This window comes from Mucilaginibacter straminoryzae (genome assembly GCF_022953055.1).
Classification (GTDB): Bacteria; Bacteroidota; Bacteroidia; order Sphingobacteriales; family Sphingobacteriaceae; genus Mucilaginibacter; species Mucilaginibacter straminoryzae.
Map to the genome: position 1 here is coordinate 665,341 of NZ_JALJEJ010000001.1, position 26,333 is coordinate 691,673.

The 26,333-nt window shown below is 44.5% G+C and carries 16 protein-coding genes; 10 read left to right on the forward strand and 6 right to left on the reverse strand.

The window, feature by feature from the left end:
• Positions 1 to 137: 137 nt before the first annotated feature.
• Complete coding sequence (locus MUY27_RS02855; protein WP_245128461.1) at positions 138 to 2,066, forward strand: hybrid sensor histidine kinase/response regulator; 1,929 nt, start codon at positions 138 to 140, stop codon at positions 2,064 to 2,066.
• A 21-nt stretch (positions 2,067 to 2,087) separates the two neighbouring features.
• Here MUY27_RS02855 and MUY27_RS02860 read toward each other — a convergent pair whose 3' ends face one another.
• On the reverse strand, positions 2,088 to 6,074 hold the full coding sequence (locus MUY27_RS02860; protein WP_245128462.1) for a hybrid sensor histidine kinase/response regulator transcription factor: 3,987 nt from the start codon (positions 6,072 to 6,074) through the stop codon (positions 2,088 to 2,090).
• A gap of 261 nt (positions 6,075 to 6,335) precedes the next feature.
• Here MUY27_RS02860 and MUY27_RS02865 point away from each other — a divergent pair, with 261 nt between their 5' ends.
• The 7 genes from MUY27_RS02865 (at position 6,336) to MUY27_RS02895 (ending at position 18,977) form a co-directional block, all read left to right on the forward strand.
• Entirely contained in the window at positions 6,336 to 9,458 is a 3,123-nt protein-coding gene (locus tag MUY27_RS02865) for a SusC/RagA family TonB-linked outer membrane protein (RefSeq protein WP_245128463.1), read from the forward strand.
• Positions 9,459 to 9,475: 17 nt separating this feature from the next.
• On the forward strand, positions 9,476 to 11,377 hold the full coding sequence (locus tag MUY27_RS02870; RefSeq protein ID WP_245128464.1) for a RagB/SusD family nutrient uptake outer membrane protein: 1,902 nt from the start codon (positions 9,476 to 9,478) through the stop codon (positions 11,375 to 11,377).
• A gap of 21 nt (positions 11,378 to 11,398) precedes the next feature.
• On the forward strand, positions 11,399 to 12,097 hold the full coding sequence (locus MUY27_RS02875; protein ID WP_245128465.1) for a DUF3823 domain-containing protein: 699 nt from the start codon (positions 11,399 to 11,401) through the stop codon (positions 12,095 to 12,097).
• Between the two features lie 56 nt (positions 12,098 to 12,153).
• Positions 12,154 to 14,028 carry a glycoside hydrolase family 2 protein gene (locus MUY27_RS02880; protein WP_245128466.1) on the forward strand — a complete coding sequence of 625 codons (1,875 nt, stop codon included), beginning with the start codon at positions 12,154 to 12,156 and terminating at the stop codon, positions 14,026 to 14,028.
• Entirely contained in the window at positions 14,028 to 16,088 is a 2,061-nt protein-coding gene (locus MUY27_RS02885) for a beta-L-arabinofuranosidase domain-containing protein (RefSeq protein ID WP_245128467.1), read from the forward strand. The genes MUY27_RS02880 and MUY27_RS02885 overlap by 1 nt, the downstream gene beginning before the upstream one ends.
• Positions 16,089 to 16,112: 24 nt before the next feature.
• Positions 16,113 to 18,578 carry a glutaminase family protein gene (locus MUY27_RS02890; protein ID WP_245128468.1) on the forward strand — a complete coding sequence of 822 codons (2,466 nt, stop codon included), beginning with the start codon at positions 16,113 to 16,115 and terminating at the stop codon, positions 18,576 to 18,578.
• A gap of 240 nt (positions 18,579 to 18,818) precedes the next feature.
• Positions 18,819 to 18,977 (forward strand): lmo0937 family membrane protein, encoded by a 159-nt coding sequence (locus tag MUY27_RS02895; RefSeq protein ID WP_245128469.1) that lies wholly within the window; start codon positions 18,819 to 18,821, stop codon positions 18,975 to 18,977.
• Positions 18,978 to 19,095: 118 nt separating this feature from the next.
• On the opposite strand, the gene MUY27_RS02900 is transcribed toward MUY27_RS02895, so the two are convergent.
• On the reverse strand, positions 19,096 to 19,719 hold the full coding sequence (locus tag MUY27_RS02900; RefSeq protein WP_245128470.1) for a response regulator: 624 nt from the start codon (positions 19,717 to 19,719) through the stop codon (positions 19,096 to 19,098).
• A 374-nt stretch (positions 19,720 to 20,093) separates the two neighbouring features.
• Between MUY27_RS02900 and MUY27_RS20655 the strand changes: the two genes are divergently transcribed.
• Positions 20,094 to 21,374, forward strand: a complete 1,281-nt coding sequence (locus MUY27_RS20655) for a sensor histidine kinase (RefSeq protein WP_245128471.1) — start codon at positions 20,094 to 20,096, stop codon at positions 21,372 to 21,374.
• A 52-nt stretch (positions 21,375 to 21,426) separates the two neighbouring features.
• On the opposite strand, the gene MUY27_RS02910 is transcribed toward MUY27_RS20655, so the two are convergent.
• Genes MUY27_RS02910 through MUY27_RS02925 form a run of 4 tightly spaced genes read right to left on the reverse strand, consistent with a single transcriptional unit; the run spans position 21,427 to position 24,629 of the window.
• Positions 21,427 to 22,440, reverse strand: a complete 1,014-nt coding sequence (locus MUY27_RS02910) for a zinc-binding alcohol dehydrogenase family protein (RefSeq protein ID WP_245128472.1) — start codon at positions 22,438 to 22,440, stop codon at positions 21,427 to 21,429.
• On the reverse strand, positions 22,437 to 22,769 hold the full coding sequence (locus MUY27_RS02915; protein ID WP_245128473.1) for an L-rhamnose mutarotase: 333 nt from the start codon (positions 22,767 to 22,769) through the stop codon (positions 22,437 to 22,439). The genes MUY27_RS02910 and MUY27_RS02915 overlap by 4 nt, the downstream gene beginning before the upstream one ends.
• Entirely contained in the window at positions 22,769 to 23,614 is an 846-nt protein-coding gene (locus MUY27_RS02920) for an amidohydrolase family protein (protein WP_245128474.1), read from the reverse strand. Before MUY27_RS02920 ends, MUY27_RS02915 begins: the two co-directional genes overlap by 1 nt.
• 4 nt (positions 23,615 to 23,618) lie before the next feature.
• On the reverse strand, positions 23,619 to 24,629 hold the full coding sequence (locus tag MUY27_RS02925) for an aldo/keto reductase (protein ID WP_245128475.1): 1,011 nt from the start codon (positions 24,627 to 24,629) through the stop codon (positions 23,619 to 23,621).
• Between the two features lie 303 nt (positions 24,630 to 24,932).
• Here MUY27_RS02925 and MUY27_RS02930 point away from each other — a divergent pair, with 303 nt between their 5' ends.
• On the forward strand, positions 24,933 to 26,315 hold the full coding sequence (locus tag MUY27_RS02930; RefSeq protein ID WP_245128476.1) for a glycoside hydrolase family 140 protein: 1,383 nt from the start codon (positions 24,933 to 24,935) through the stop codon (positions 26,313 to 26,315).
• The last annotated feature ends 18 nt before the right edge of the window (positions 26,316 to 26,333 follow it).

Sequence of the window (26,333 nt, forward strand, 5' to 3'; positions counted from 1 at the left end):
AATATTGTTTATAAAAACTATTCATCAGATAATTACGTAAACGAAAACGTAACTTGTAGTGATCATAGATTTCGTGTTGTTCCTATCAGTACCGGTTGCTTTTTGATACCCCGTCTTATTCAGATCCCTCTTTTAGCATGACCCCCGTAAATATCCTTATTGTAGATGATCGACCGGAAAACATCATCACGCTCGAAGCACTGCTGAAGCGCGATGATATTCGTATTTTCTCTACAACATCGCCTAATGATGCCTTGAAATTAGCCTGGGAAAACTCAATTTCCATTGCTTTGGTAGATGTGCAGATGCCCGAAATGGATGGTTTTGAGTTGGTGGAGATGCTAAAATCAAACCCGCGGACAAAGGATATCCTGGTAATCTTTGTAACGGCTATTTCCAAAGAGGCTAAATATGCAGTTAAAGGGCTGAACGCCGGTGCTGTAGATTATTTGTATAAACCGCTCGATCCGTATATCACCTCTGCTAAAGTAGATGCCTTTATCCAGTTGGCACGTAGCCAGGCCGAGATCAGGCAAAAGAACGAGGAGCTGGAGAACTTTGCCCTGGTGGTAAAAAATTGTGCCGATATTATTTGTACCATTGACGCCGCTTCGCTTAGGATCAGCAATATTAACCCCGCGATAGAGAAGATACTTGGTTATAAAATGCACGAGGTGCTGGATAAAAGCATTATCGACCTGGTGATTGAAGAGGAGCAGGGCAATCTGCGGACACGCCTGGGTGAGATCATCCGTGAGCGGAGCACTTTTTCTTCGTTCGAATTCCAGTTTCAAACGTTTGATAAAAATACCAAATGGATGGAATGTCGGGCTTCGTACCGGGGGAAGAACATCTTTATTAACATCAGTGATATCTCGCCGCAGAAAAGCTACATGGAGCAGCTGATCAAGTCTAAAGAGGCTGCAGAAACTGCCCGGAAGATCAAAGAAAATTTCCTGGCTAATATGAGCCACGAATTGCGTACGCCCATCAGCGGAATTATCGGGCTGACCAAGATTTTGCGCGATACCCCGGTGAACGAGCAGCAACATGGCTTGCTGGATCTGTTAGAAGTGTCTTCGCAATCGCTTTTGGGTGTGATTAATGATATCCTGGATATTTCTAAAATTGAAGCCGGTAAGTTCACCATTGTACGCTCGCCTAATAACGTTGCTGAAATATGTAAAGCCGTTTGCGACTTGTTAAAGTTTAAGGCAGATGAAAAAAATATCGAACTATTGACGGACATAGACCCGGATATTCCGGAAAGCCTGATGGTAGATTCTTTAAGGCTGAACCAGATATTGATGAACCTGCTGAGTAATGCCATCAAATTTACGGAGCGTGGTTACGTAAAGTTATCTGTTAAAGCATTGCAGCATTTCGATACAAAGTGCAAGCTGGAATTTAGTGTAGAAGATACGGGCATAGGCATACCCGAAAACAGGTTATCGAAAATATTTGACTCTTTTGAACAGGCCGAAGACGATACCTCTGTAAAATATGGCGGTACCGGTTTAGGGCTGGCTATTGTGAAGAAGCTGATTGAACTAAAAGGCGGCGAACTAAGTGCGAATAGTCAGTTTGGTGTGGGTAGTGTGTTTAAATTTACCAATTGGTTTGCCCTCGCCACCCCGGAAGAGACAAAAGTAAAAACCCCGAAAGGCGTAAAAGAGCTTAATGCTTTTAAAGATGTAAAGGTACTGGTGGCAGAAGATAACCTGGTGAACCAATTTATGATCACCAAGATATTGAAAGACTGGCAGGCCCAGGTAGAAGTGGTGAATAACGGCAAGAAAGTACTGGAGAAACTGACTGAAACCGATTACGATATTGTGCTGATGGATACGCACATGCCCGAAATGGACGGTATAGAGGCGGCGAAGACCATCCGGATAAATTTTGATGAGCCCAAACGGAGTATCCCTATCATATCGCTTTCTGCCGCTATTGCCGAACACGAACAGGAATTTGCCGTAGGCTCCGGCATGAACGAGGTGCTTTCAAAACCTTTTCATCCGCATGAACTTCACGCTAAAATGAGCAAGCTGCTGAAGATAAAATAAAATCAGCAGCTTGGTTAGCTATTAACCCAACATGGCCTTTTTCTGCTGCTGGTATTCTGATGGGGTAATACCAAACTGTTTCAGGAAGTTGCGGCCCAGGTGCGATTGCGAACTATAGCCTACCATGGTAGCTACTTCATAGATCTTGTAATCGCCCTCTTCTAATAAGTTTGCTGCCACTTTTAACCGGGTAATGTTAATCAACTCATTGATGGTTAGGTTTGATATCCCTTTTACCTTCCGGTAAAGCGTAGGCTTGCTCATGTTCATCAGGCTGGCGATCTGTTCCACATCAAGATCGGGGTTCTCAATGTTCTTAAAGATTACGGCATTCAGCTTATCCAGGAAGTTTTCGTCAGACTTGGAATAGGCCATGCTTTTCATGTGCACCAGCGGCGAACTGGCGTAATGGTCTTTTATCTTATTGCGGTTGATCAGCAAGTTGGCTATCTGCACCTGTAAATGTTCTGGCGAGAACGGCTTTTCGATATAGGCATCGGCGCCCACCTCTAAACCTTCTATTTTACTTTGCAGGGTATTTTTCGCCGTCAGCATAATCAGCGGGATATGCGAATAATTAAAGTCTGTTTTAATTGCCTTGCAAAGCTGGTAGCCATCCGTTCCTGGCATCATAATATCACTGATGATCAATTGAATATGTTCTGTCTCCAGGAAATCTGACGCTTCTTTCGCGCTCAGCGCTTTCAGCACGGTATACTTTTCGCTCAAATCCTGCGCAATAAAATCAAGTATATCCGGATTATCATCCACAACTAAGATCACTGGTTTCATAGAATCGGTGTTTTCGTATTTAATGTCATCAATAGGTTTATAATTTCCAACGGGGCTGTAAAGGTCGAACTCCTTGTCCTGGTGAATAGGCAACGTCAGTGTAAAAGTATTAAAATCATCAGTGGTTTTGCTTAAAACCAATACGCCTTTGTGCAATTCTGCCAGCGACCGCGAAAGGGGTAAGCCAATACCGGTACCCACCTGTTTCTCGGTTTCCTTCATTCTAAAAAATGGTTCGAAAATGCGTTCGCGCATTTCATAAGGGATCAGGTAGCCATTGTTCCTCACCTCAATGGTAAAGGTATGGTCGTCTATATCATGCTCCAGTAAGCGTATTTCAACAGCAGAACTACTGTATTTAATTGCATTATTTACCAGGTTGCTCAATATCTTTCTCATGGCTTCCAGGTCTACGTAGGCAAATACGGTTTGTGCAGAAAGCAACAGGTTATAAGAAAGGTTCTTCTGTTCGGCGATGGGTTTAAATTGCAGGAAGGTATCGGCCAGTAATTCGGTGATGTTCACCTTCACAAAATTCAGGCTGAAGCCACTGGTCTCAGTCTTTCGGAAGTCGAGCAGCTGATCTGTCAGCTCAATCAGCCGGTTGGTATTCTTCTCCATTATCTTCAGGTTCTGCTCAAGGTCAGGCACGCTTTCTGCCTTTTTCATCACTTTCTCCATCGGCCCTTTAATCAGCGTTAGCGGCGTCCGGATCTCGTGCGCTACGTTGGTAAAGAACTCTATCTTGGCGTTATAGATCTGTTTTTCCTTGTTGTTTTCCAGTTGTTCTATTATCCGCTGGTTTTTCTGTTTGGTATTTCTATGGTAAGCGCGAATAAGGAACAAAATGATGGCAAGAATGGTAGCTGCATAAATGATATACGCCAGTTTACTTTGCCAAATCGGTGGAAGAATATTGATCTGAAGCCGGGTTTCTTTAGGATTCCAGGTGCCATCAGGATTTGCCGCTTTTACTATAAACGTGTAATTGCCGGGAGGTAGTTCGGTAAAATAAGCCTTACGGTTTGTCTTCAAATAGGTCCACTTATAGTCCAGCCCGTCCATGCGGTATTTATACTGCGTCATTTCGGGCGCTGTAAAACTTAGCTTGGCAAAGTCTATGCTGAACGAAGACTGGTTGTATTTTAAAGTAATGGCTTTGGTGAAGATGACGGATTGCTTAATAACCGGATTGGGTTGATTAACGGAAATCTCCTTGTCGTGCACCTGGAAGCCGGTAATGTAAACCGGCGCCGGGAAATTATTCTCACCAAACAAACCGGGGTTGAAACTGATTAATCCCTTTACACAACCAAAGTACAGCGTGCCGTCGCTGTCTTTAAAAGACGAGTTATAGTTAAATTGGTCACTCAGCAAGCCATTGGCCCTGGTGAAAATCTTGATCCTGGTGCCCGCTTTGGTAAGGTTGACCAATCCACGCGAGGTACTCACCCAAAGGGCATGGTTATTATCTTCTACCGTACGGAAGACGTAATTGCTGGGCAAGCCGTTCTCATTATCGAAAAACCTGTACCGGCCTGTGGCGGGGTTGTACAGCCATAAGCCATAACCTTCGGTAGCAAACCAAAGCTGGTGGCTGCTGTCTTCAAAAATGTTGTTAACGGTAGAGCGTTCCAATACATCTTTAATCGGGTAGTGGTAGTTTAGTGGTTGTGCCTTGTTAGTCGCCAGGTTAAGCTTATAAATCCCGCGCCGGAGGGTTCCCACCCAGATGTTCCCTGCGTGATCTTCAATTATGGAATAGATGAACGAGTTTTGAAGATCTTCGATCAGTGTAAAACTGTCCGTCGCCGGATCAAACCGGTACAAGCCCACCGTAGAACCCACTAAGATAACCCCGGCGCGTGTTTTACAAAAGCAGACGATGAAGTTGCTTTTCAGTTGCTTGGGCCCCGGTCCCGAGGTGAAATGTTTAATTAGTTTGCCGGTCGGGATGTCGATAATATCCATCCCCCGCTCAAAAGTCCCTACATACAGATACCTGCCGTTACAGAGCAGCCCGTGAATGTTGGTGTTGGAAACCTTGTTCTCTGCCACAGGGTGAAAATGGGTCCAGGTGGTTTTATCGGCACTTAGCTTGTTCAGCCCGTTATCTTCCGTACCGAACCAGAAGTTACCATATTGGTCTTTACAGATCTCGCGTACCACGTTGCCGTTCAGCGCGGCATTATCCATACCGGGGTAATATTTACGGAAGGTAGTGTACTGTTTTGGGTAATAGTTTAAACCGCCAAAATAAGTACCTGCCCATACGCCGCCCTCACGGTCTCTAAAAAGGCAGTAAACCGCGTTATCTGAAATGGAATAGGGGTCGTTATAGCGCTTTTTAAGGTTGATGAACGTATTTTTTTGCCGGTCGTAAATGTAAATACCCGATTCGGTGGCTATCCAGTAAGTGTTATTGTTGTATTTTAAAATTTCCCGCACGAAGATGGCCGTATGGTTATCGTTGGTGGTTAATGCATCGAAATAAGTGCCTTTACGCGTGTTGAAGAGTTTCAGTCCCTGACTGCGGGTTCCCACAAATAGAGTGCTATCATCAGCAAAGAAGATCTTTTCAATATAATTCGACGATACCGGTTTCGAGTTTTTAAACACGTCGTAAGCCGTAAAGCTGGAATCGGCAGGGTTATATTTTTCGATGGTACCCGTGGTGCTCGAAGCCCATATTTCATTATACCGGTTAATGGCTACAAAATCTGCTTCGAAATGCTGTTTATCGCGCAGATTGATCACCTTGTGCGTTTTGTCGTTATAGATATAAATAGCTCCGCCGATAACTATCCACATGTTGCCCTTTCGGTCTTGGGTGATACAAGCGATGCCTTCGGTTTCGAAAGGCTTTACGGCACAGAAATTCTCTGTTTGTGGGTTATACTTGTACAAACCGGCATCTGTACCCACCCAAATGATGTTGTTGTTATCCTGGTATAGTGCATGTACCAGGTCATTCCCCAGGCTTTTGGGATCTTTCCTGTTATGCCTGAAAACTTTAAAGCTGTAGCCGTCGAATCGGTTCAACCCGTCCCTGGTGCCTGCCCACAGAAAGCCCTGCCTGTCCTGTATGCAGGAAAAAACCGTGTTGTTAGACATCCCGTTGTCTACCTGGTAATGCTTAAAATAGTAGGGGTGCGCCTGAACTGCCAATGTTAACAGCACGGCAAGCAACAATACCATAGGTATTATTCTTCTCATTCGGGGCTAATTTAGGCAGATGGTTTCTTAGAAGTTAAAATTGAGACTTTTTGTCGAATTAATGATACGATTTGGTTAATACCTGCTAAATAAAATCAATTTTCTTTACACCCATAGTATGGCAGTGTTAATGCCGCATTTGCCGTCAGCTAATTAACCAATTAACAATTCATACTTATGGGAAAAATTTTACTTCTTCTGCAAGGCGGGGATCCCGCCTCGCGCCGGCCTGGGCACAACAGGTACTTAAAGAAAGCCCTGATGATGTTACCTCTGTTTATTTACCTTTTTGCCGCGCCATCTGCAAGGGCGCAAAGCAGGGTAACAGGTACCATAGTGGATACCACCGGCGATGTGCTGATTGGTGTTGCCGTTAGGGTAAAGGGTACGCAGATTGGCTCTACCACCGATGTTAAGGGTAACTTTACCATCACCGTGCCTAACAGTAACGCCGTACTAACCGTTTCTTACGTGGGTTACATTACCCAGGAGGTGCCGGTTAACGGTCAAACTACCTTGCGTATCCGCATGCATTCTGCGAATTCTGCCCTGCAAGAGGTGGTGGTAACCGGTTACGGTACGCAAAAAAAGCAGTCGATCACCGGCTCAATTGCCAGTGTTACTAGCAAAGACATCGAACGCGTACATGGTGGTTCAACCGTTAGTACTACGCTGGCCGGCAAAATACCGGGCGTAACTTTCCGTATGCCCGAAGGCAGGCCGGGCGCTGCAGCCAGCGTACAGATCCGGAATATGGGGCCGGCACTGTTTGTGGTAGACGGGGTACAGATGGACGAGGGTCAGTTTAATAACATTGCCCCAAATGATATCGAAAGTATATCGGTGCTGAAAGATGCTTCGGCGGCTATTTATGGTGTGCGCGCTGCAAACGGCGTAATTGTAGTAACTACCAAAAAGGGCTCGGGCGAAAGCCGCATTAATGTTGACGGTAACCTGGGTTTCCAAAACTGGTTCAGGTTCCCCAACGTGCTGACCAATTCTTATGACTATATGCGTTACCTGGCCGAAGCGCAGATCAACAGCAACGGCTCTACCAATATTACCCAAGCCGACCTGGATAAATACCGTGCAGGTACAGACCCCGGTTATCAGAGCTTCAACTGGCGGGATTATGTAATGAACAGTAACAAGAACGCGCCTTTGAACCAGATCAACGTTAACTTTACGGGCGGTTCAGATAAGGTAAATTACTACGTATCTGCCACAAATCTTTACCAGACCTCACAGATTGGTAAAGAATATATGTTCGGTAGAAGTAATATCCAGTCGAACATCTCTGCGAAGGTAGCCAGTGGGTTGCGTGTAAGCGCGAATATTAACGGGCGTATTGAAAGCCGCGAGAACCCCGGCGTACCCGGAACAGACGATTACTGGCTGGCCCGTTTTGCGGTATTGAGAAATACCCCGCTTGAACGGCCTTATGCTAATGACAATCCGAATTACCTGAATGATATCGGCCACAACGAAACCAATTATGCATTCCTGAATGAAAAACTTTCTGGTAAATACCGTAGCGACTGGCGTGTATTGCAAACCACCTTCAATGCCGATTATACTATCCCTGGTATTAAAGGGTTAACTGCACGGGCTTTATACTCCTACTACATTGCTGATGAGGTACTGAACAACCAGGAGTATACGTATAATGCCTATACTTACCGCCCTGCTACCAACACCTACGATATTACAGGCGGTAGTACCAACCCATGGCGCGAACGCGAACAACGTAAAGAGTTTAACAAGACTTTCCAGGCGCAGTTGAATTATAACAATACGTTCGGCAAGCATACGGTAGGTGCGTCAATCGTTTCAGAACGGATAGAACTACAGCACCAGAGAAACTGGGTACATGCTACACCAATTTCAAACAGCCTGCCGCTAATCTATTTCCCTACCGTTGATACTTATGACGATAGCGATACCAAAGAAGCACGTATCGGTTACATCGCCCGCATCAATTATAACTACAACAACAAATATTACCTTGAATTTTCGGGCAGAAGGGATGCCTCTTATCTCTTTGCACCAGACAGGCGTGTAGGTTACTTCCCCGGTGCTTCTGCCGGATGGCGCATCACCCAGGAAGATTTCATGAAAAAACTGCTGGGTGACCACAGTATCCTGAACGACCTGAAATTCCGCGGATCATACGGCATCCTGGGTGACGACCGCAACCCTTACGACCCGAATCAATCTATCGTAGCGGCTTACTCTTATTTACCGGGCTACAACTACAACCAGGGTACTGTTATCCTGGATGGTAATGCCATTACTTCATCGCGCGATAAAGGTATCATCGTAAACCGCATTTCGTGGTTGAAAAGCCGCATGATGAACATCGGCGCCGACTTCACCATGTTCAATAATAAACTGACCGGTACCGCCGAATACTTTTACCGCAAACGGACCGGTTTGCCTGCCGCCAAGAACGACGTAATCATCCCGCTCGAGTTAGGGTATGACCTGCCGCAGGAAAACCTGAACAGCGACGCACAGTACGGTGGTGAGTTTGCGCTGAACTGGGCCAGTAAGGTAGGCGATTTCAGCTATAACATTGGTGGTAACGTCTCTTATTCGCGCCTGAAAACGTTGAGCTTTTATAACCCGACGTTCTTTAACTCGTGGGACCGGTATCGCAACTCCGGCGTGAACAGGTTGGCAAATATTAACTGGGGTTACGAGGTGATCGGTCAGTTCACATCTCAGGAACAGATCAACAACTACAAAGTAAACATTGATGGCAAAGGCAATAGAACTTTACTGCCCGGCGATTTGATCTATAAAGACCAGAACGGTGACAATAAGATTGACCAGTATGATGAACGCCCGAACGGTTATGCCTTTGGTAAACAACCAAATATCAACTTTGGCTTTACGTTAGGTGCTGCTTATAAAGGTTTTGATTTTCATGCCGATTTCTCTGGTGGTGCTGGCTACAGCTACAACCAGAACTGGGAAATGAGGTGGCCATTCCAGAACGGCGGTAACCTGAACACCATTTTCGAAGACAGTTGGAGACGCGCTAACCCTTACGATGTAAACAGTACCTGGATTCCTGGTAAATATCCTGCCCGGCGTAATAATCCGGGTAATGGCTTCAGCAGCTATGGTAACAACTCTACCTTCTGGGTGCATAATGCTAAATATTTAAGGGCCAGGACAATTGAGCTGGGCTATTCTTTATCCAACCATGTGTTAAGCAAGGTTAAAATAAAAAGGGCCAGGGTTTATGCGAACGTATACAACCTGTTCTCGCTGGATAACCTGAAAGAGTATGGCCTTGACCCGGAAATATGGGACGACAATGGTTTGCAGTTTCCGCAGAGCAGGGTATATAATGTGGGTATTAATCTAACCTTCTAATCATTACAGCTAATTCTATGAACAAGATATTTAAAATTACAATGGCTGCCGTTTTGTTAACAGCGGCTTCATGTAAAAAAGATAGCTCATTTTTAGATGTACCTCCTACACAGGTGCTCACCAATGACGTTGTTTTTTCAGACCCTGCCCTGGCTTTGTCGGTGCTGGCAAACCTGTACGACCGCCAGGTTGATTTTTCGAACTTTGATGATGGCTGGAGAAGTTTTGCCGATTTCAGCGAATCATTCCCTTCAGAAAACGGCAGCTACTACATTGTGCAAAGGAACGGTTGGGACTATGCGGAATGGAACATTTGGGATTACGGCTATATCCGCGATCTGAACCTGTTTATCCAGCGTTTAAATGCTTCCAACGGTTTGGCCGCGAGTGATAAAACCCGTTTTATTGCAGAAGCCCGGTTCCTTCGTGCCAATTACTATTTCGAAATGGTAAAAAGGATGGGCGGCGTACCGTTGATTACTGAACCATTGGAGTACGACTACTCAGGAAATGTAACCAACCTGCAAAAGCCCCGCGCCAAAGAATCAGATATCTATGATTTCGTAATCAGCGAGGCCGAAGCGATAAAAGGTCAGCTGCCGGTAAATGCGAATGAAAAATCAAGGGCGAGCGCGGGCGCAGCTTTGGCAATGGAAGCAAGAGCTGCGGTATACGCGGGTTCTATCGCTAAATATGGAGCCACAACACCGCAAGTGTCGCTACCAGGTAACGAAGTGGGTATCCCGGCAAGTATGGCCAATGGTTATTACACCAAGGCACTAACGGCGGCACAAGCTATTATCAATGGTAGCGCGGGTTCTTACGCACTATATAAAGTACTGCCCGATTTGTCTGACAATTTCGCGGCGATCTTCCTTGACAAAAGCAGCGTTAACCAGGAGACCATCTTTATTGAAGATTATAAGGTAAACAGTGGTCGCGTACATAGTTTCACGGTGAACGACCAGCCGTTTTCAATTTCTGACGAAGGTTATGATGCCGGGCGGTTAAACCCATCGCTGAACCTGGTGGAATCTTTCGAAAAGCTGGATAACACCTTTGCACCGCTGCCTACAAAAGATGCTTCGGGCAACCCTATCTTCTACAACAATCAGCTGGATATTTTTGCCGGTCGCGATGCCCGCCTTGCAGGTACAGTGCTGTTGCCTAACGCTTTGTTTAAAGGTAAACGGACAGATATTTTTGCCGGTTATCTATTAGCAGATAACAGTATTTTGAGCAGCAACGAGGCCGGGAGCCTTAAACCACTGCCAGGCACTACTACGCCCGTACAGGTAGTTGGTAAAGACGGCATTGTGAACGGATTAGAACTAAGATCGCAAACCGGGTTCTACATTCGCAAATATCTCGATCCGCAGGAAGGCTCTGGCAGAAGGGGCCGCCGTAGTGATGTGCCCCTGGTACGTTACCGCTATGCCGAAGTTTTACTGAATGCGGCTGAAGCTGCTTTTGAACTTGGGCAGGCACCTTTAGCGGCCACTTATATGAACCAGGTACGTTCTCGCGCAGGCTTAACTACGCCGCTGGCCGCAGGTGATATTACATTCGACCGTATTGTGCACGAGCGCCGGGTAGAGCTGGCTTTTGAAGGCCACATTTTATTTGATATGAAGCGTTGGAGACTGGCCCACATTGTTTGGGATGGTAACCCGATGAGCGTAACAGACCTGGTTTCTAACATCGGCTCTGCTAAAAAGAGAAATACCCAGCCCTGGGGCTTGTGGCCTTACAAATACTACAACCCGGCAAGCCCTAATAACGGCAAATGGTTGTTCAGAGAAACACTGCCAGGGCCGGTTACAGGCGCTAACAGGTTCCAGTTTGGTAACTACTATTCTATGATTACAGGCGATATCACCGCGGCTAATCCGAAAATTGTTAAACAACCTAATCAGTAGTTATTACTAATTGTTAAAAACATGAAAAAGCTATTCTATTTACTCATATTTACTACTGTTATTGCGGCAAGTTCTTGTAAAAAAGATAATTACAAGGCTCCGGGTTCTACGCTAAAAGGGCGGTTGGTTTATAAAGGCGACCCGATCGGGGTTGAGTATAACCAGGTTCCGTTTGAATTGTACCAGTCAGGCTTTGGTAAAGTAGGCCCGATAGGCGCAAGCTTCGATCAGGACGGTAATTACTCTGCGTTGCTGTTTGATGGCAATTATCGCTTCACCATCCCAGCAGGTCAGGGGCCGTTTATGTGGAAAGAGCGTGCTACGGGCGGCCGCGACACCATTGCCATTACGGTAAACGGCGACCAGACGATGAATATTGAAGTAACACCTTACTACATGATTAGAAGCCCGCAAATGGCGGCTTCCGGCGGCAAAGTAAATGCTACCTTTAATATTGAAAAGGTGGTGACTGATGCCAACGCGAAGGGTATAGAACGCGTGAACCTGTATATCAATAAAACACAGTTTGTTTCCGGTGCAGATAATATAGCCTCGGCAGAAATGGCGGGTTCATCAATCACATCCATGAATAATTTATCCATGAGTGTAACCATACCGACCATCAGTCCTACGCAAAATTATGTCTTTGCGCGGATAGGTATTAAAATAGCCGGGGTAGAGGATATGATCTTCTCGCCGGTTCAAAAGATTCAATTTTAATCATAGAAGGCCTTGTGCCTGCTATTTGTTTGATACATAAACAGCTACTAATTCTAATGATCTTCCCTGCAATTACCTGTACTAACACATTTCTTAAAAGAAGTATTGCCGTTTTCCTGTTGTCCGTTGCTGCACTTTCAACACAGGCGCAAACTAAACCATGGAGTATAGTAAAAGGAAAACTTACCACACCATGGACAGCAAAGGTTAACCCGCAAATGCCATTGCCAGAATATCCCCGGCCGCAAATGGTGCGGGGCAACTGGCAAAACCTTAACGGCCTTTGGAACTACGCTATCACCGCCGTGAAGGATAAGCAGCCTGCAAAATTTGCGGGTAAAATATTGGTGCCTTACCCGGTAGAATCGTCACTCTCGGGCGTGGGCAGAACGGTAGACAAAGACAGCACTTTATGGTACAGCAACACCATCAGTATTAATAGTGCTTTACGCGGTAAAACGGTGCTGCTACACTTCGGTGCGGTTGACTGGCAGACCGAAGTTTTTGTAAACGGTAAAAGCGTGGGTATCCACGAAGGCGGGTATGATCCTTTTACGTTCGATATCACACCCTACCTGGTAAGTGGCGCCAAACAGGATATTAAGATCCGGGTGTGGGACCCGACGGACGATGGCCCGCAGCCACGCGGCAAGCAGGTGAAAAAGCCGGAAGGTATCTGGTATACGCAGGTTACGGGTATCTGGCAAACAGTTTGGCTGGAAGGCGTTCCGCAGAGTTATATAAAATCGACTAAACAAACCCCGGATGTTGAGAATCAAACCTTAACTATTTCCGGTGAAGCCGTAAACGCGCAAAAAGGGGATAAGCTGCGTGTAATAGCGATGGATGGTAGCGAAAAGATTGCCGAAAAAGAAATTGCTGCTAATGACACCGCAAAGCTGAAGATTAAAAACGCCAAGTTGTGGTCGCCCGAAAACCCATACTTGTACAATCTTCAGATAGCGCTTGTCAGGAATAACAAAGTGTTGGACGAGGTGAAAAGCTACTTCGCCATGCGCAAAATCTCTATTGGGCCGGATGCTAACGGTATCCAGCGTATGATGCTGAATAACCAATTTGTGTTTCAATTTGGTCCGCTGGATCAGGGCTGGTGGCCGGACGGATTGTATACACCGCCAACCTATGAAGCTATGCAGTACGATGTGGATCAACTAAAGGCGATGGGTTTCAACATGATCCGTAAACACGTAAAGGTAGAGCCTGCCCGTTTTTATGCCTATTGCGATAAAACCGGTATGCTGCTATGGCAGGATATGCCGAGCGGCGATTTAGGCAACAACTGGGAAAACCGCCCGGGCGTGTATCAGCGCGCCACCGATAAAAACCGTACGGCGGCTTCAGAATTGTATTACCGCAAAGAATGGAACGCCATTATTGATGCCTTGTATAATTTCCCTTCCATTGTGGTATGGACACCTTTTAACGAAGCCTGGGGCCAATTCAAAACAGAGGAAATTACAAAGTGGACGATGCAGAAAGATCCGTCCCGCCTGGTGAATAGCGCGAGCGGTGGCAATTACTACAGCGTAGGGCATATGATCGATCTGCATAACTACCCGGATCCGGCGATGCCTCGGGCAGAAATATTCGGGAAAACGCGGGCCTTAGTACTGGGCGAATTTGGTGGCTTGGGTCTGGGACTAGAAGGTCACACCTGGCAGGATCGTCATCAATGGGGTTACCAGAACTTTAAAGATGCCGATGCTGTATTTAAAAAGTATTCGTCGTTTATCGAACCACTGAAAACTATGATTCGCCTGGGACTGTCTGCGGCAGTCTATACCCAAACCACTGATGTGGAGGGCGAGGTGAACGGCTTTATGACTTATGACCGGAAGGTGATTAAAATGCCTGTCGAGAAACTTCATAGTGTGAATACGCAGTTGTACGATACCAGCTTAGTTAAATAATGCAGTTCAGAAATTTAAAAGTTACGGTGCTTCCTATGCTTGGTTTGCTATTAAGTACTACGCAGGTTAAAGCACAGGAAGCCATTGAAGCAGCAGTTGTAAAAACGGTAGATAATTCGGGCAAGAACGCTTTTTATGTGAACAACCGCGCGCCGCTGCAAAACCAGTACTTTACCAAGCTGCCCGTAGGTAGTATTAAGGTAAATGGCTGGTTACGTAAAGCGCTGGAACTTCAGCGCGACGGCCTTACGGGTAACCTGGGCGAAATCAGTATCTGGCTTTCAAAAACGAATAATGCCTGGCTGAATAAAGAAGGTAAAGGCGAATACGGCTGGGAGGAATTACCTTATTGGCTGAAAGGTTACGGCGACATAGCCTATATGCTGAATGATCCGAAGATGCTGGCGGAAACAAAGTTCTGGATCAACGCGGTTCTGAATAACCAACGCGATAACGGTGATTTTGGCCCGGCGGTAGAACATAACGGCAACCGCGATTTATGGACAAACATGCCCATGCTTTGGTGCCTGCAATCTTACTACGAATATTCGAAAGATCCGCGGGTGCTGCCGTTCATGAGCCGTTACTTCAAATTTGAACTGAATCTGCCCGACAATAAGTTCCTGGAAGATTATTGGGAGAACAGCCGTGGTGGCGATAATATGCTCAGTGTTTACTGGTTGTATAACCGTACCGGTGAAAAATGGTTATTGGATTTGGCCGAAAAGATCGACCGAAATACTGCAAACTGGCGGCAGGCAAGTAATCTACCCAACTGGCATAACGTAAATATTGCGCAGTGTTTCCGAGAACCGGCAACTTATTATCTGCAAACTCATAACGCGTCTGATCTTTCTGCAACCTATAACGATTTTAAGCTCGTCCGAAATATTTACGGGCAGGTACCAGGCGGTATGTTCGGCGCAGATGAGAATGCCCGGAAGGGTTATGGCGACCCGCGGCAGGCAATAGAAACCTGCGGAATGGTAGAGCAAATGACCTCAGATCAGCTTCTGATGAGTAGTACAGGTGATACCTTCTGGGCAGACAACTGCGAAGATGTAGCCTTTAATATGTTCTCCGCAGCCTTTATGCCCGATTATCGTGCCTTACGTTACCTTACCGCTCCTAATATGGTGATCAGTGATAGTAAAAACCATAGTCCGGGTATTGCCAATGAGGGGCCGTTTTTAATGATGAACCCGTTCAGCAGCCGCTGCTGCCAGCATAACCATTCGGCTGGTTGGGTTTATTACGGCGAGAACAGCTGGATGGCTACACCGGATAACGGCATCGCCGCGCAGCTATATACCGAAAACAAAGTGCATGCAAAGGTGGGTAAAGGCTCAATAGTGGATATTACCGAAACTACGCATTATCCTTTTGACGACCGGATAAACTTTACCATTAACACAAAAGCAGCTGTAAACTTTCCTTTATACCTGCGCGTGCCGGATTGGTGTGCTAACGCTGCGGTTACTGTAAATGGTAAAGCAGTAAGGGTAGAGGCTACCGGGGGTAGCTATATCAGGTTGACCAATCAATGGAAAAACGGCGACGTAGTAAGTCTGCGGTTGCCCATGCGTTTAAAAGTGCGCACCTGGGAACGCAATAAGAATAGTGTAAGCATCAGCTATGGACCGCTCACTTATTCTTTAAAGATTAATGAAAAGTATGTGGAGAAAGACAGTAAAGCTACTGCGATTGGCGATTCGCGCTGGCAGGCCGGTGCTGACCCGACGAAGTGGCCTTCTTTTGAAATATACCCTGCTTCAGACTGGAATTACGGTTTAGCTATAGATAGTATCGCTCCGGAAAAATCCATCCGTATCGTAAAAAAGCAGTGGCCGGCCAATAATAATCCCTTTACTAATCAAACCGCTCCGATTGAACTGATTGTGAAAGGACGAAAGATCGATGACTGGAAGGTAGACCAATACGGATTATGCGGCCTATTGCCACAAAGCCCGGTGAGCACCACAGCACCATTAACCCAATTAACGCTGGTGCCCATGGGGGGCGCCCGGTTACGCATATCGGCGTTTCCGCAAGTGAAATAGAATCAGAAATACATTTAACTATATATGAAAATTAACAAGCTAACGGCGGTTCTTTTTTTTGCAATTCAGTCCGTAATCGTACATGCACAAAGCACACACGCGCCATCTTATCCATTAATTACCCATAATACTTACTTCAGTATATGGTCTAACACAGATACGCTCACTTCGTCTACCACCACACACTGGACAGGCGCCGAGCAGTCTTTAACCGGTATGCTGAATGTTGATGGGCAGGTGTATCGCTTTTTAGGAAAAGAGCCAAACGTTTACAAAGGCATTGCCGAAGCATCTGACGAGAAATCCTACCAGTGTAAATATACAGAGGAAATGCCCGCAGGTAACTGGTCAGAAGCTGCTTATGATGACGGTAGCTGGAAAACAGGGACAGGGCCATTCGGCGATGATAAGATTCACTATCCAACCGTTTTCCTGAAAGATATCTGGCTGAGAAGGGAGTTCACGGTCGAGAATACCGATTTTAATCAACTGTTTTTGAAGCTGCTTTTTGATGATAATATCGAAGTATTTATTAACGGCACTAAAGTTTATGATCACGGCTTGTTGAACGGTGGTTATCATTACATCCCGCTCGAAGAACAGTTTAAAGAGGTTTTGAAGAAAGGCAAGAACGTGCTGGCGGTACATTGCGTCAATACCGGCGGGGCATCTTCTTTAGATGTCGGCCTGGTAGACCTGTTGAAAGTGCGTGTTGGAAATAAAGTAGCCGTTGCCGAGCAAAAAAGTGTATTGGTAAAACCTACGCAAACGGTATATGAATTATCCTGTGGGAACAAGGTGGATATTGAAGTAACCTTTACTTCGCCGCTATTAATGAACGATCTGAAATTGTTGAACCGCCCGGTATCTTACATTTCTTATAAAGTGAAATCGGCAGACGGAAGAAACCACCAGGTAAAGCTGTACTTCGGGGCTTCTACCAATGTGGCCGTTGATCGCAGCAACCAGGAAGTAACAACACAAAAGATCACTTCTAACCAACTTACCGCGCTTAAAGTTGGAACGGTAGAACAACCTATTCTGAAAAAGAAAGGTGACGACGTGCGGATAGACTGGGGCTATTTCTACGTAGCTGCACCTATTGCCGAAAAAGCATCGCAATACGTAAGTACACAAAGCGAAGCCACGCCTTCATTCATCGAAGGTAAAACTACTTCGACAGAAACCAAGGGAAAGCAATTAGTGCTGAATACCATTATTCCATTCGGTACGGTAGGTAAAACGGCCGTGGAAAAATTTGTGATGCTCGGATATGATCCATTGTACGGAGTTCAGTTTTTCAAGGATAATTTAAAGCCACTATGGAAAACCTATCCTGGTGCCACCATGGAGAAAAACCTGGTAACGGCATCTACCGAATATAAAAGCATACTTAATAAGTGCCAGGCATTTGATAAACAGTTATACGACGACGCGAAAAGCGCCGGCGGAAAAAACTACGCAGACCTTTGTGCCATTGCTTACAGGCAGGCCATTGCAGCGCATGAAATAGTTAAAAGTCCGAAAGCAGGCTTGCTGTTTATGTCAAAAGAAAACTTCAGTAACGGCTCAATCAATACGGTAGATATTACCTATCCTTCTGCACCAATGTTCCTGCTGTACAGCCCCGAACTGTTAAAAGGCATGATGAACGGGATCTTCTACTATAGCGAAAGCGGTAAGTGGCCGAAGAAGTTTGCAGCGCACGATTTGGGTACTTATCCGTTAGCTAACGGGCAAACCTATGGCGAAGATATGCCGGTTGAGGAATCGGGTAACATGCTGATCCTTACCGCCGCAATTTCCAAAGCAGAAGGCAGCGCCAATTATGCTTTAAAGCATTGGAAAACATTAACGGATTGGGTAGAGTATTTGAGCACGGCGGGTTTTGATCCGGCGAACCAATTATGTACGGATGATTTTGCAGGGCACCTGGCGCGTAACGTAAACTTGTCTGCCAAGGCGATTGTAGGTATTGCCGCTTACGCAGATTTAGCTGGTAAACTGGGCAAAAAGGACGTTGCTGCAAAATACCGTAAAATAGCTGAAGGCATGGTAACCAAGTGGATGCAAATGGCTGACGCAGGCGACCATTATTCGCTGGTGTTTGAAAAACCCGACACCTGGAGCCAGAAGTATAATTTGGTTTGGGATAAGGTGCTGAACTTTGGCCTGTTCCCAAAAGAGGTTTACAACAAAGAAATTAAGTATTATTTGGGCAAGCAGAAAGCTTATGGCTTACCATTGGATAGCCGCAGAACGTATACTAAATCAGACTGGATTTTATGGACGGCTACACTGGCTTCTGGTAAGGATGCGTTTGATGAAATTGTTGACCCGGTGCATAAGTATGCGTTTGAAACAACGTCACGCGTGCCGATCAGCGATTGGCATGAAACCACCAATGGTAAAATGGTGGGCTTTCAGGCGCGGAGCGTTGTCGGTGGATATTTTATGAAATTATTAGATAAAAAGTTTCAACTTAAATAAATTTTACTTAATTTTCGTATTAATTAAACAACCTAAAATTTACTCACAACAAAAAGCCTTTCAGTTTGAAATTGAAAGGCTTTTTTATTTGGCTTAGCCGTTAGTAAATTATTGCAGTGGTTTAAGGTAATTGCTATACCGGTGTTTTATAGAGTAGTGATCTAAATGAAGTAAATTTTAACTTATAGTTATTATCGGCATGATTTTTAAAGTTATCACCATAACTAAACTATATATGTTATGAGATCACTATTGTATATCGTCGCAGTTATCCTGATAATCGGATGGGCTGTAGGTGTGTTTGCTTATTCAGCAACCGGATTAATTCACGCGTTATTGGTAATTGCTATTATTGCCTTTATTTTAGGACTGATCAACAGAAGTTCAGTAACGGTGTAACGACAAATATTTTTACAATTAAAAACTAAAAGACACGGGCAAACAATCCGTGTTTTTTAGTTTCTTACGACCCTGCACTAAAGCTTATTACGGTATAATTAAAGTAGTATAAGTATTATCATAAGTTTCTTTTGCTCAAGTACCAGGCAATCAGCTCGGCTTTAGAGTTGATCTTTAATTTTTTATAGATGTTCTTCAAATGCTGGTTTATAGTGAAGTAGGTTACGTTCAATTTATCGGCTGCAGTTTTATTGGCTACTCCTTCGCTCAGTAACCGTATCAATTCCAGTTCTCTTTTGGTTAGTTCGGTATTAGCATCGGCATGTTGTTGCTGGTTAAATTGCAGAACATGTGGTATAGTGGTAGGGGATAATGGCACCCCTCCGTCATCTATCTTCAAAATAGACTCTGTAATATAGGTCATACTACTGGTTTTCAGCAGGTAACCTGTTGCACCGTTTTCCATTGCTTTCCGGGTTAAGCGGGCATCCTCCATACTCGAAAGAATAACAATTTTACTTTTCGGGAAGCGGTTTTTAAGTACTTTGATACTATCGATACCCGAGCCGGATTGTAAATTAACGTCAAGCAGAATAATATCTGGCTGAGCGCTTGTAACCGCGAGTGCATCTTTAATATCGTTTACAGAAAAAACAACCGAAAATTGCTTAGTGATCCTGAAATATTTAGCGTAAGTATCTCTTAAAATATGATCGTCTTCAATTAAACCGATTTCCTTCATTCCAGGTTTTTTAGTGTGATTAGGGCGTGTGAAGATTGTTGTATTAAGTTATTTTTTTACCCTCTTTTTAAACTTAAGGGCAACGAGTATTAAAAAAAAGTAAAGTTAACAGATACCACGCTTCAATAGCAAATATGTTTATTTAACCAATATATAAATATTACTTAAATAAGTAACATTATCACAAAAACATAATAAACAGCTCACCTTCAACGGTTTTGTTTAGCGTACTGCTTAACTTTTGTTTTGCTTGGGATGGGGACCGAAAATACCGCAATTGGCATGACCGAACTTTTGTTTTATAGGGCCGTTTATTACTCATTTAAGTAATTGTTTGCCTTACAGCTTTTTAACAGCTTTGTTTACAAAATAAGGTGAGAAGGTATTTAAAAAAGCTGATCGGCCTTTACGATCAATTTCCTTTACAGATACGGATCTATCATACTTTCTGTTGTTTAACCATTCTGGCAGTAGCGCTCATTATACCTTTTAAGTATTATGTAGGCCTGCACGCAACGGCCCTGCTTGCAACATTGCTTGTAATTTTTCTTGGTTTTGCTTTATGGTTATCCCGCGTTAAGAAACGGCATAAATTAAGCATTACATGCACCGCACTGTTTGTTAACCTGCTTTTTTGCGCAAATTATTTTTTCAACGGGGGGGTAGTTAGCAGTGAAATTCTGATCATCGCTTTCTCTTACTTCGCTATTTTAACTATTACCTCACCTGCAGAAGTTAACCTCTGGACGCTGGCAAACGTGTTATGCTTTCTGTTTCCGATGACTATAGAATATTTCTATCCATCTGTAATCATCGGAACTTATGCATCCAGTGGCGGTCTTTTTTTAGATATGATCTGCACTTATCTGATCGTTATCGGGTTGATGCGGGTAATCGTGCCATTTATCATAAACAATTACAACTTTGCGAAGATGTCTGCAGAGATCAGGGCGATAAACCTGGGGCAGATCAATGAAGAGAAGAATAAACTGATCTCGATGATATCACATGATATCCGAACGCCGTTGTCTAACGTTCAAACGTACCTGGAGCTAATGATGGATAAGGATTTTAACGAAGCAGAAAGTGAAGCTATCCGCGAGGGGCTGCTGAACTCCACACGGCAGACACTGGAAATGCTTGATAACATCCTGCTATTATCCAAAAATCAATTAGTAGGGCATAGCGTAGCTTTTGATGTGATTAATCTTCATCAGCTTTTTGAAAGCCAGCGTCAGCTGTTTCAAAATATTGCGGAGGCCAAAGCTATCACGCTTGAGTATCTGATCGAACCATTGGATGTGATTGGTAACAGCGAGATGCTACATTTGGTAATCCGCAATTTGATAAGTAATGCCGTGAAATTCACCTCGCCTGGCGGCCATGTAGTTGTCTCATGCTATAGCAATGCGGGTAATTGCATCATAGAGGTAAAAGATAGCGGTATTGGCGTACCTGTTGAGTTAGACGATAGTATTTTTGAATTGAGCGCAGCACCTACTTATGGCACCCTAAATGAAAAAGGCGCCGGATTAGGATTGGTGCTCTGTAAAGAATACATCGAAAAACAGAAGGGAAAGATCTGGTATCAAAATAATCCTGTCAGCGGGACCAGTTTTTTTATCCAAATTCCGTTGAATCAAGCACTGAACTAAAAAATAAGATGGTTTAGCCATTGGCACTCCCTAGTACCAATGGCTGAAAAAATTAGATTGTAATCAGTGCTTTGATCACTTTATTAGCCGGATCGAGTAGTTTAGAAAACTCACCCGGAACCATTTCGAAGCCGACGTTATGCGTAATAAATTTACGCGGATTTATTTCTCCGGACTTCATCAAGCTGATCACCTTTGCAAAGTCTTCTTTTGTTGCATTACGGCTGCTCATCAATGTGCTTTCGCGCTTATGGAATTCGGGGTGACTTACGATCAGGTCGCCCTTTTGAAGACCTACCAGCACATATCTGCCGCCATGTGCAAGGTAGTAAAAAGCACTGTTGATGGCTTTCTGGTTGCCCGTAGCATCAATAATTACAGTCGGCATATCTCCATTAGTGATTTCGTGTAACCGCGCAATTACATCATCCTTCAGTGTATTTAACGTCGCTGTAACCTTGAAGTTTTCGTTACAGAAGGCCAGGCGTTCATCATTTACGTCAGCGGCAATAACGTTGGCCCCCATGCCCGAAGCCATTTCGATCATAGTTAATCCTATAGGCCCGACACCCATAATCAGCACAAATTCTCCGGCTTGCAAAGCTGCCCGCTTGATCCCGTGTGCACCGATGGCGAAAGGCTCTACCAATGCAAGTTCGTCCAGGCTTAAGCCCTCACTCTTCAGCAGGTACTGTTGTGGTATTTGTACATATTCGGCCATACCGCCATCTATGTGTACACCAAATACTTTGATGTTGGCGCAGCAGTTAGGTTTGTCTGCCCTGCATGCTACGCAATGGCCGCAATTGAAATAAGGGATAAAGGTTACCAGTTCGCCTTTTTCAAAGCCCGCAACATCACCTGTATCCACTATCTCTCCGGAAAGCTCATGCCCCAGAACTCTTGGGTATGAAAAGAAGGGCTGCGTGCCTTCAAAGGCGTGAAGGTCGGTCCCGCAAACACCAATGCGTTTGATTTTTATTAACACATTACCCGGTTGCAGTTCGGGCGCCTGCGTCTCCTGCAGCTTTAGTGTACCCGGTGTTTCGCAAATTATTGTTCTCATTTAAGCTTGAATATCTTATCCATCAATAGCCACTTTTCACCCTCTTTTGCCCAAGGTAAGGCCTGCTGGAATTTCCACATCAATTGTTCCCACTCTTGCACTTTCAGATTTGAAGCGTCTGTTTCCGCTTTCTGTTCGAAAGAGAAGCCGTCGTTCGCGTCAATGATCATAAACAAGCGGTTACCCGTGCGATAAATTTCCATGTCTTCAATACCAGATTGCTTTATGCTTTCCAGGATTTCAGGCCATACGTTTCTATGAAATGCATCATATTCCTCAATTAAACCAGGATCATCTACCAGGTCGAGGGCGAGGCAATATCTTTTCATTATTCTTTAATGTCATTTAAACCGTAAAAACGAACTGCTGTACCACCCCAGAAGTCTTCGGCCTGGGTGCTGCTCAGGTTCGCGGTGTAGGTCTTTACCAAATCTAACATACGGTCGTATCCACCTGCTACTTCACAAACAGGCCAGTCGGATCCGTACATCAGCCGTTCAGTTCCGAATGCTTCAAAAACCACATCCAGGTATGGCGTAAAATCTGATGCTTTCCAGTTCGCCCAATCTGCTTCAGTTACCATACCGGATACCTTGCAATAAACATTAGGGCTTTGTGCAATCGTCTTCATCTCATCAGTCCAAGGGGTAAGCTGCCCTTTTTTAATTAATGGTTTGGCCAGATGGTCGATCACAAATTTCTGATCAGGCAGGCTGTCTACCAGTTCTATTACATATTTTAATTGATCTGGTAAAACCAGCAGATCATAGGTATATCCATTTACGTGAAGTGCATGCAGTCCGCGAACAAATTCTGGTTTTAACATCAGCGCGCGGTCTTTTTCGCCTTGCAGTACATGCCGGAAACCTTTCAGCTTAGTATAAGGCTTAAATTCTGCCAACTGTTGTTCGATATTTTCGTGGCATAGATCAACCCAGCCCACAATACCTTTGATAAAAGGGTTGGCTTCGGCATTCTTTAACTGAAACCAATTCTCTTCAATGGATTGGTCTGACTGTACTACCACACAACCGTCAATATCATGACGTTTTAAAATCTGTTCCAGTTGTGCCGGAAGGTAGTCTTTTTGCAGAACAGACATATCATCCGTAATCCAGGTATCGCGTTTGGGATCATACAACCAGAAGTGCTGATGTGCGTCTATCTTCAACATGGTTTTATAAATAGGCGTAATTAGGATCAATTAACTTTTTAGCCTTCAGATCTTCCCAGAAACCGGCATGAATAGTTTTCTCTGGGTATTCAAGGTTCACTTTGATCTTATCCGGGTTGGTGGTACTTAGGGCAATGCTTTCTGTACCTGGAGCACTTAACGCAAAACGGACACACGCGGCAATGGGTTCAATATTGTGTTCTCTGCATGCCTCGTAAAAGCGTTCCCGCCATTCCAGTAAGGCTCTGCCCTTTGGGTCTGCCGCATCTACCGGTTTATAGTTGTAGAACTCGCCCCCTAACAGAAAGCCGCCGTTAAAAACAGCAGAGTTTATAATGGTTACGTTCTTATCTTCCAGTTCCTGCATAAAAGCAAGCAGGTCTGCAGGGTGGCTGTGCAAAGTCATGCTGTTGGCAATCATCACCCAGTCAAGATCAATATCCCGGCTGATGGTTTGTATGCTGTGCCAGTCTTTAGCACCAATACCCACAGCCTTCACTTTGCCTTGAGCTTTTAGTTCGAACAGGGCTCGGTAGGCATCTAAGATATCCTGGTAGCGTTTCTTTTTATCATTTTCATTGGTTGCGGCGGCAAGATATTCGTCCGGGTCATGCACAGAAACCAATTGTGTTTCATAACCTCCCAACAGTTCTACGCCCTGCTCATAACATTCTATAATACCTTCGTAACTGATTTTTTGTACGGCATCATGTTGCAGCCCAACCCACACACCAGGTTCAAAAGTTGGTTCGGGCGTGGTAAGCGGTGTGCGAACCCAACCCAGCTTATTGCTGATAATCACCTCATCCGGTTTAATCCCCAGGGAACGTAAGCCGTTACCCAGACTTTCCAGTGCAAGACCTGCACCGTATTTGCCGGCCGAATCAAACACAACGGGCTTAGGCGAGTAGGTAAAGATGTTTTTGATGATGGTATTTTTAGTTTCCTGAGACTGCGCTTTGTATAAATTACCTAAGCCGCTGGTGCCAAAAATTACCGGAGGTAGATCTGTCATTGGGTTTTATAATTTGGTGTTAAATCATGCTAAACCTACATAAGCCAACGCTTTCATCCAAAAAAAAGTGCATTTAAGCCAAATGATAAAGTATCACTTTAAGAGGAATGTGCTTGTTTAAAACATGATGCGCAATAATAAATGTTATTTGAACATTTTTTTATTTTTTGTTGCATTTTATACGTTTGTACATAAATTTACTCGTCAGAAATAACCAATTAATCCTTGCAGCCTTCCGGGGCTTTCGCTAATTATAAAATGGCGATAAATGCGCTATTTAAAGGATAATCAACGCAGTTCAGAATGAATAATAAAGCTTTTTTAGTAATAATACTTTCTTTTTTATTTTGCTTAAACGTTAAAGGGCAGTTTTTACCCCGTTTGCAGATATCCGCCAATCATCGGTATTTCACTGTTGGGGGGAAGCCTTTTTTCTGGCTGGGCGATACCGGATGGCTATTGTTTTCCAAACTGAACAGGGAAGAGGCAGCGCAGTATCTGGATACCCGAAGCAAACAGGGATTTAATGTGATACAGGTGATGGTAGTGCATAGTATTAAAGAGGTGAATGCCTATGGCGATTCTGCTCTTAATGCGCAGAACATTACCAGCCCGAAAGTTACCCCAGGCAATACCTTTGGTAAAGCAGGAGAGTATGACTATTGGGATCACGTGGATTATATTGTACGGGAGGCAGCAAAAAGAGGATTATATGTAGCGATGGTTCCGGTGTGGGGATCTGTAGTGAAAGAAGCTAAAATTAATGCCGAACAGGGGAAACGATATGCCGCATTTTTAGCAAAGCGTTATAAAGATTATACGAATATCATTTGGATGAATGGTGGGGATATTGCCGGTAACATTGCTAATGCAACCTGGAATGCGATTGGAAATGAATTGAGAGCGGAAAATCCAAAGGCGCTGATTACCTATCACCCTCGTGGGCGAACGCAGTCATCTAAATGGTTTCACCATCAGCAATGGTTGGATTTTAACTGTTTTCAGTCTGGTCACCGAACTTATGCCCAGGACACCTCTAAAAACGATTTGCACTATGGCGAGGATAACTGGAAGTATGTGAACGTGGACTATAATCTGAAACCCATTAAGCCTACCATTGACGCCGAGCCATCCTACGAACGTATTCCTTATGGACTGCATGATACGACACTACCTAAATGGACAGATGCAGATGTGCGTAGGTATGGCTACTGGTCGGTATTTGCAGGTGCATGTGGTTATACATATGGTAACAACGATGTAATGCAGATGCATAAGCCAACAGATAAGGGTAGTGCTTATGGTTCTACAGAATACTGGTATAATTCGATTAATGACCCTGGCGCTTTGCAAATGAAATATCTTAAAAAGTTAATGCTTTCAAGGCCGTATTATCAGCGTATACCAGATCAGTCGCTAATAGTTGGGGCTAAGGGAGAAAAATATAATTGTCTGCTGGCGACACGAGGCCGCAGTTATGCCTTCGTATACACCTACACAGGTAGAAATCTTCTAGTAAACCCGTCTAAGCTTACAGGAACCAGGATTAAAGCTTCCTGGTACGATCCACGTACTGGGGACTTGAAAACCATCGGTACTTATAAAAAGAGTAGTCAGCTAAGCTTTGACCCACCTGGGGATCCAAAGGACGGCAATGACTGGGTGCTCGTATTAGATTCGATTTAAGTCAACCCTTTACTCAAT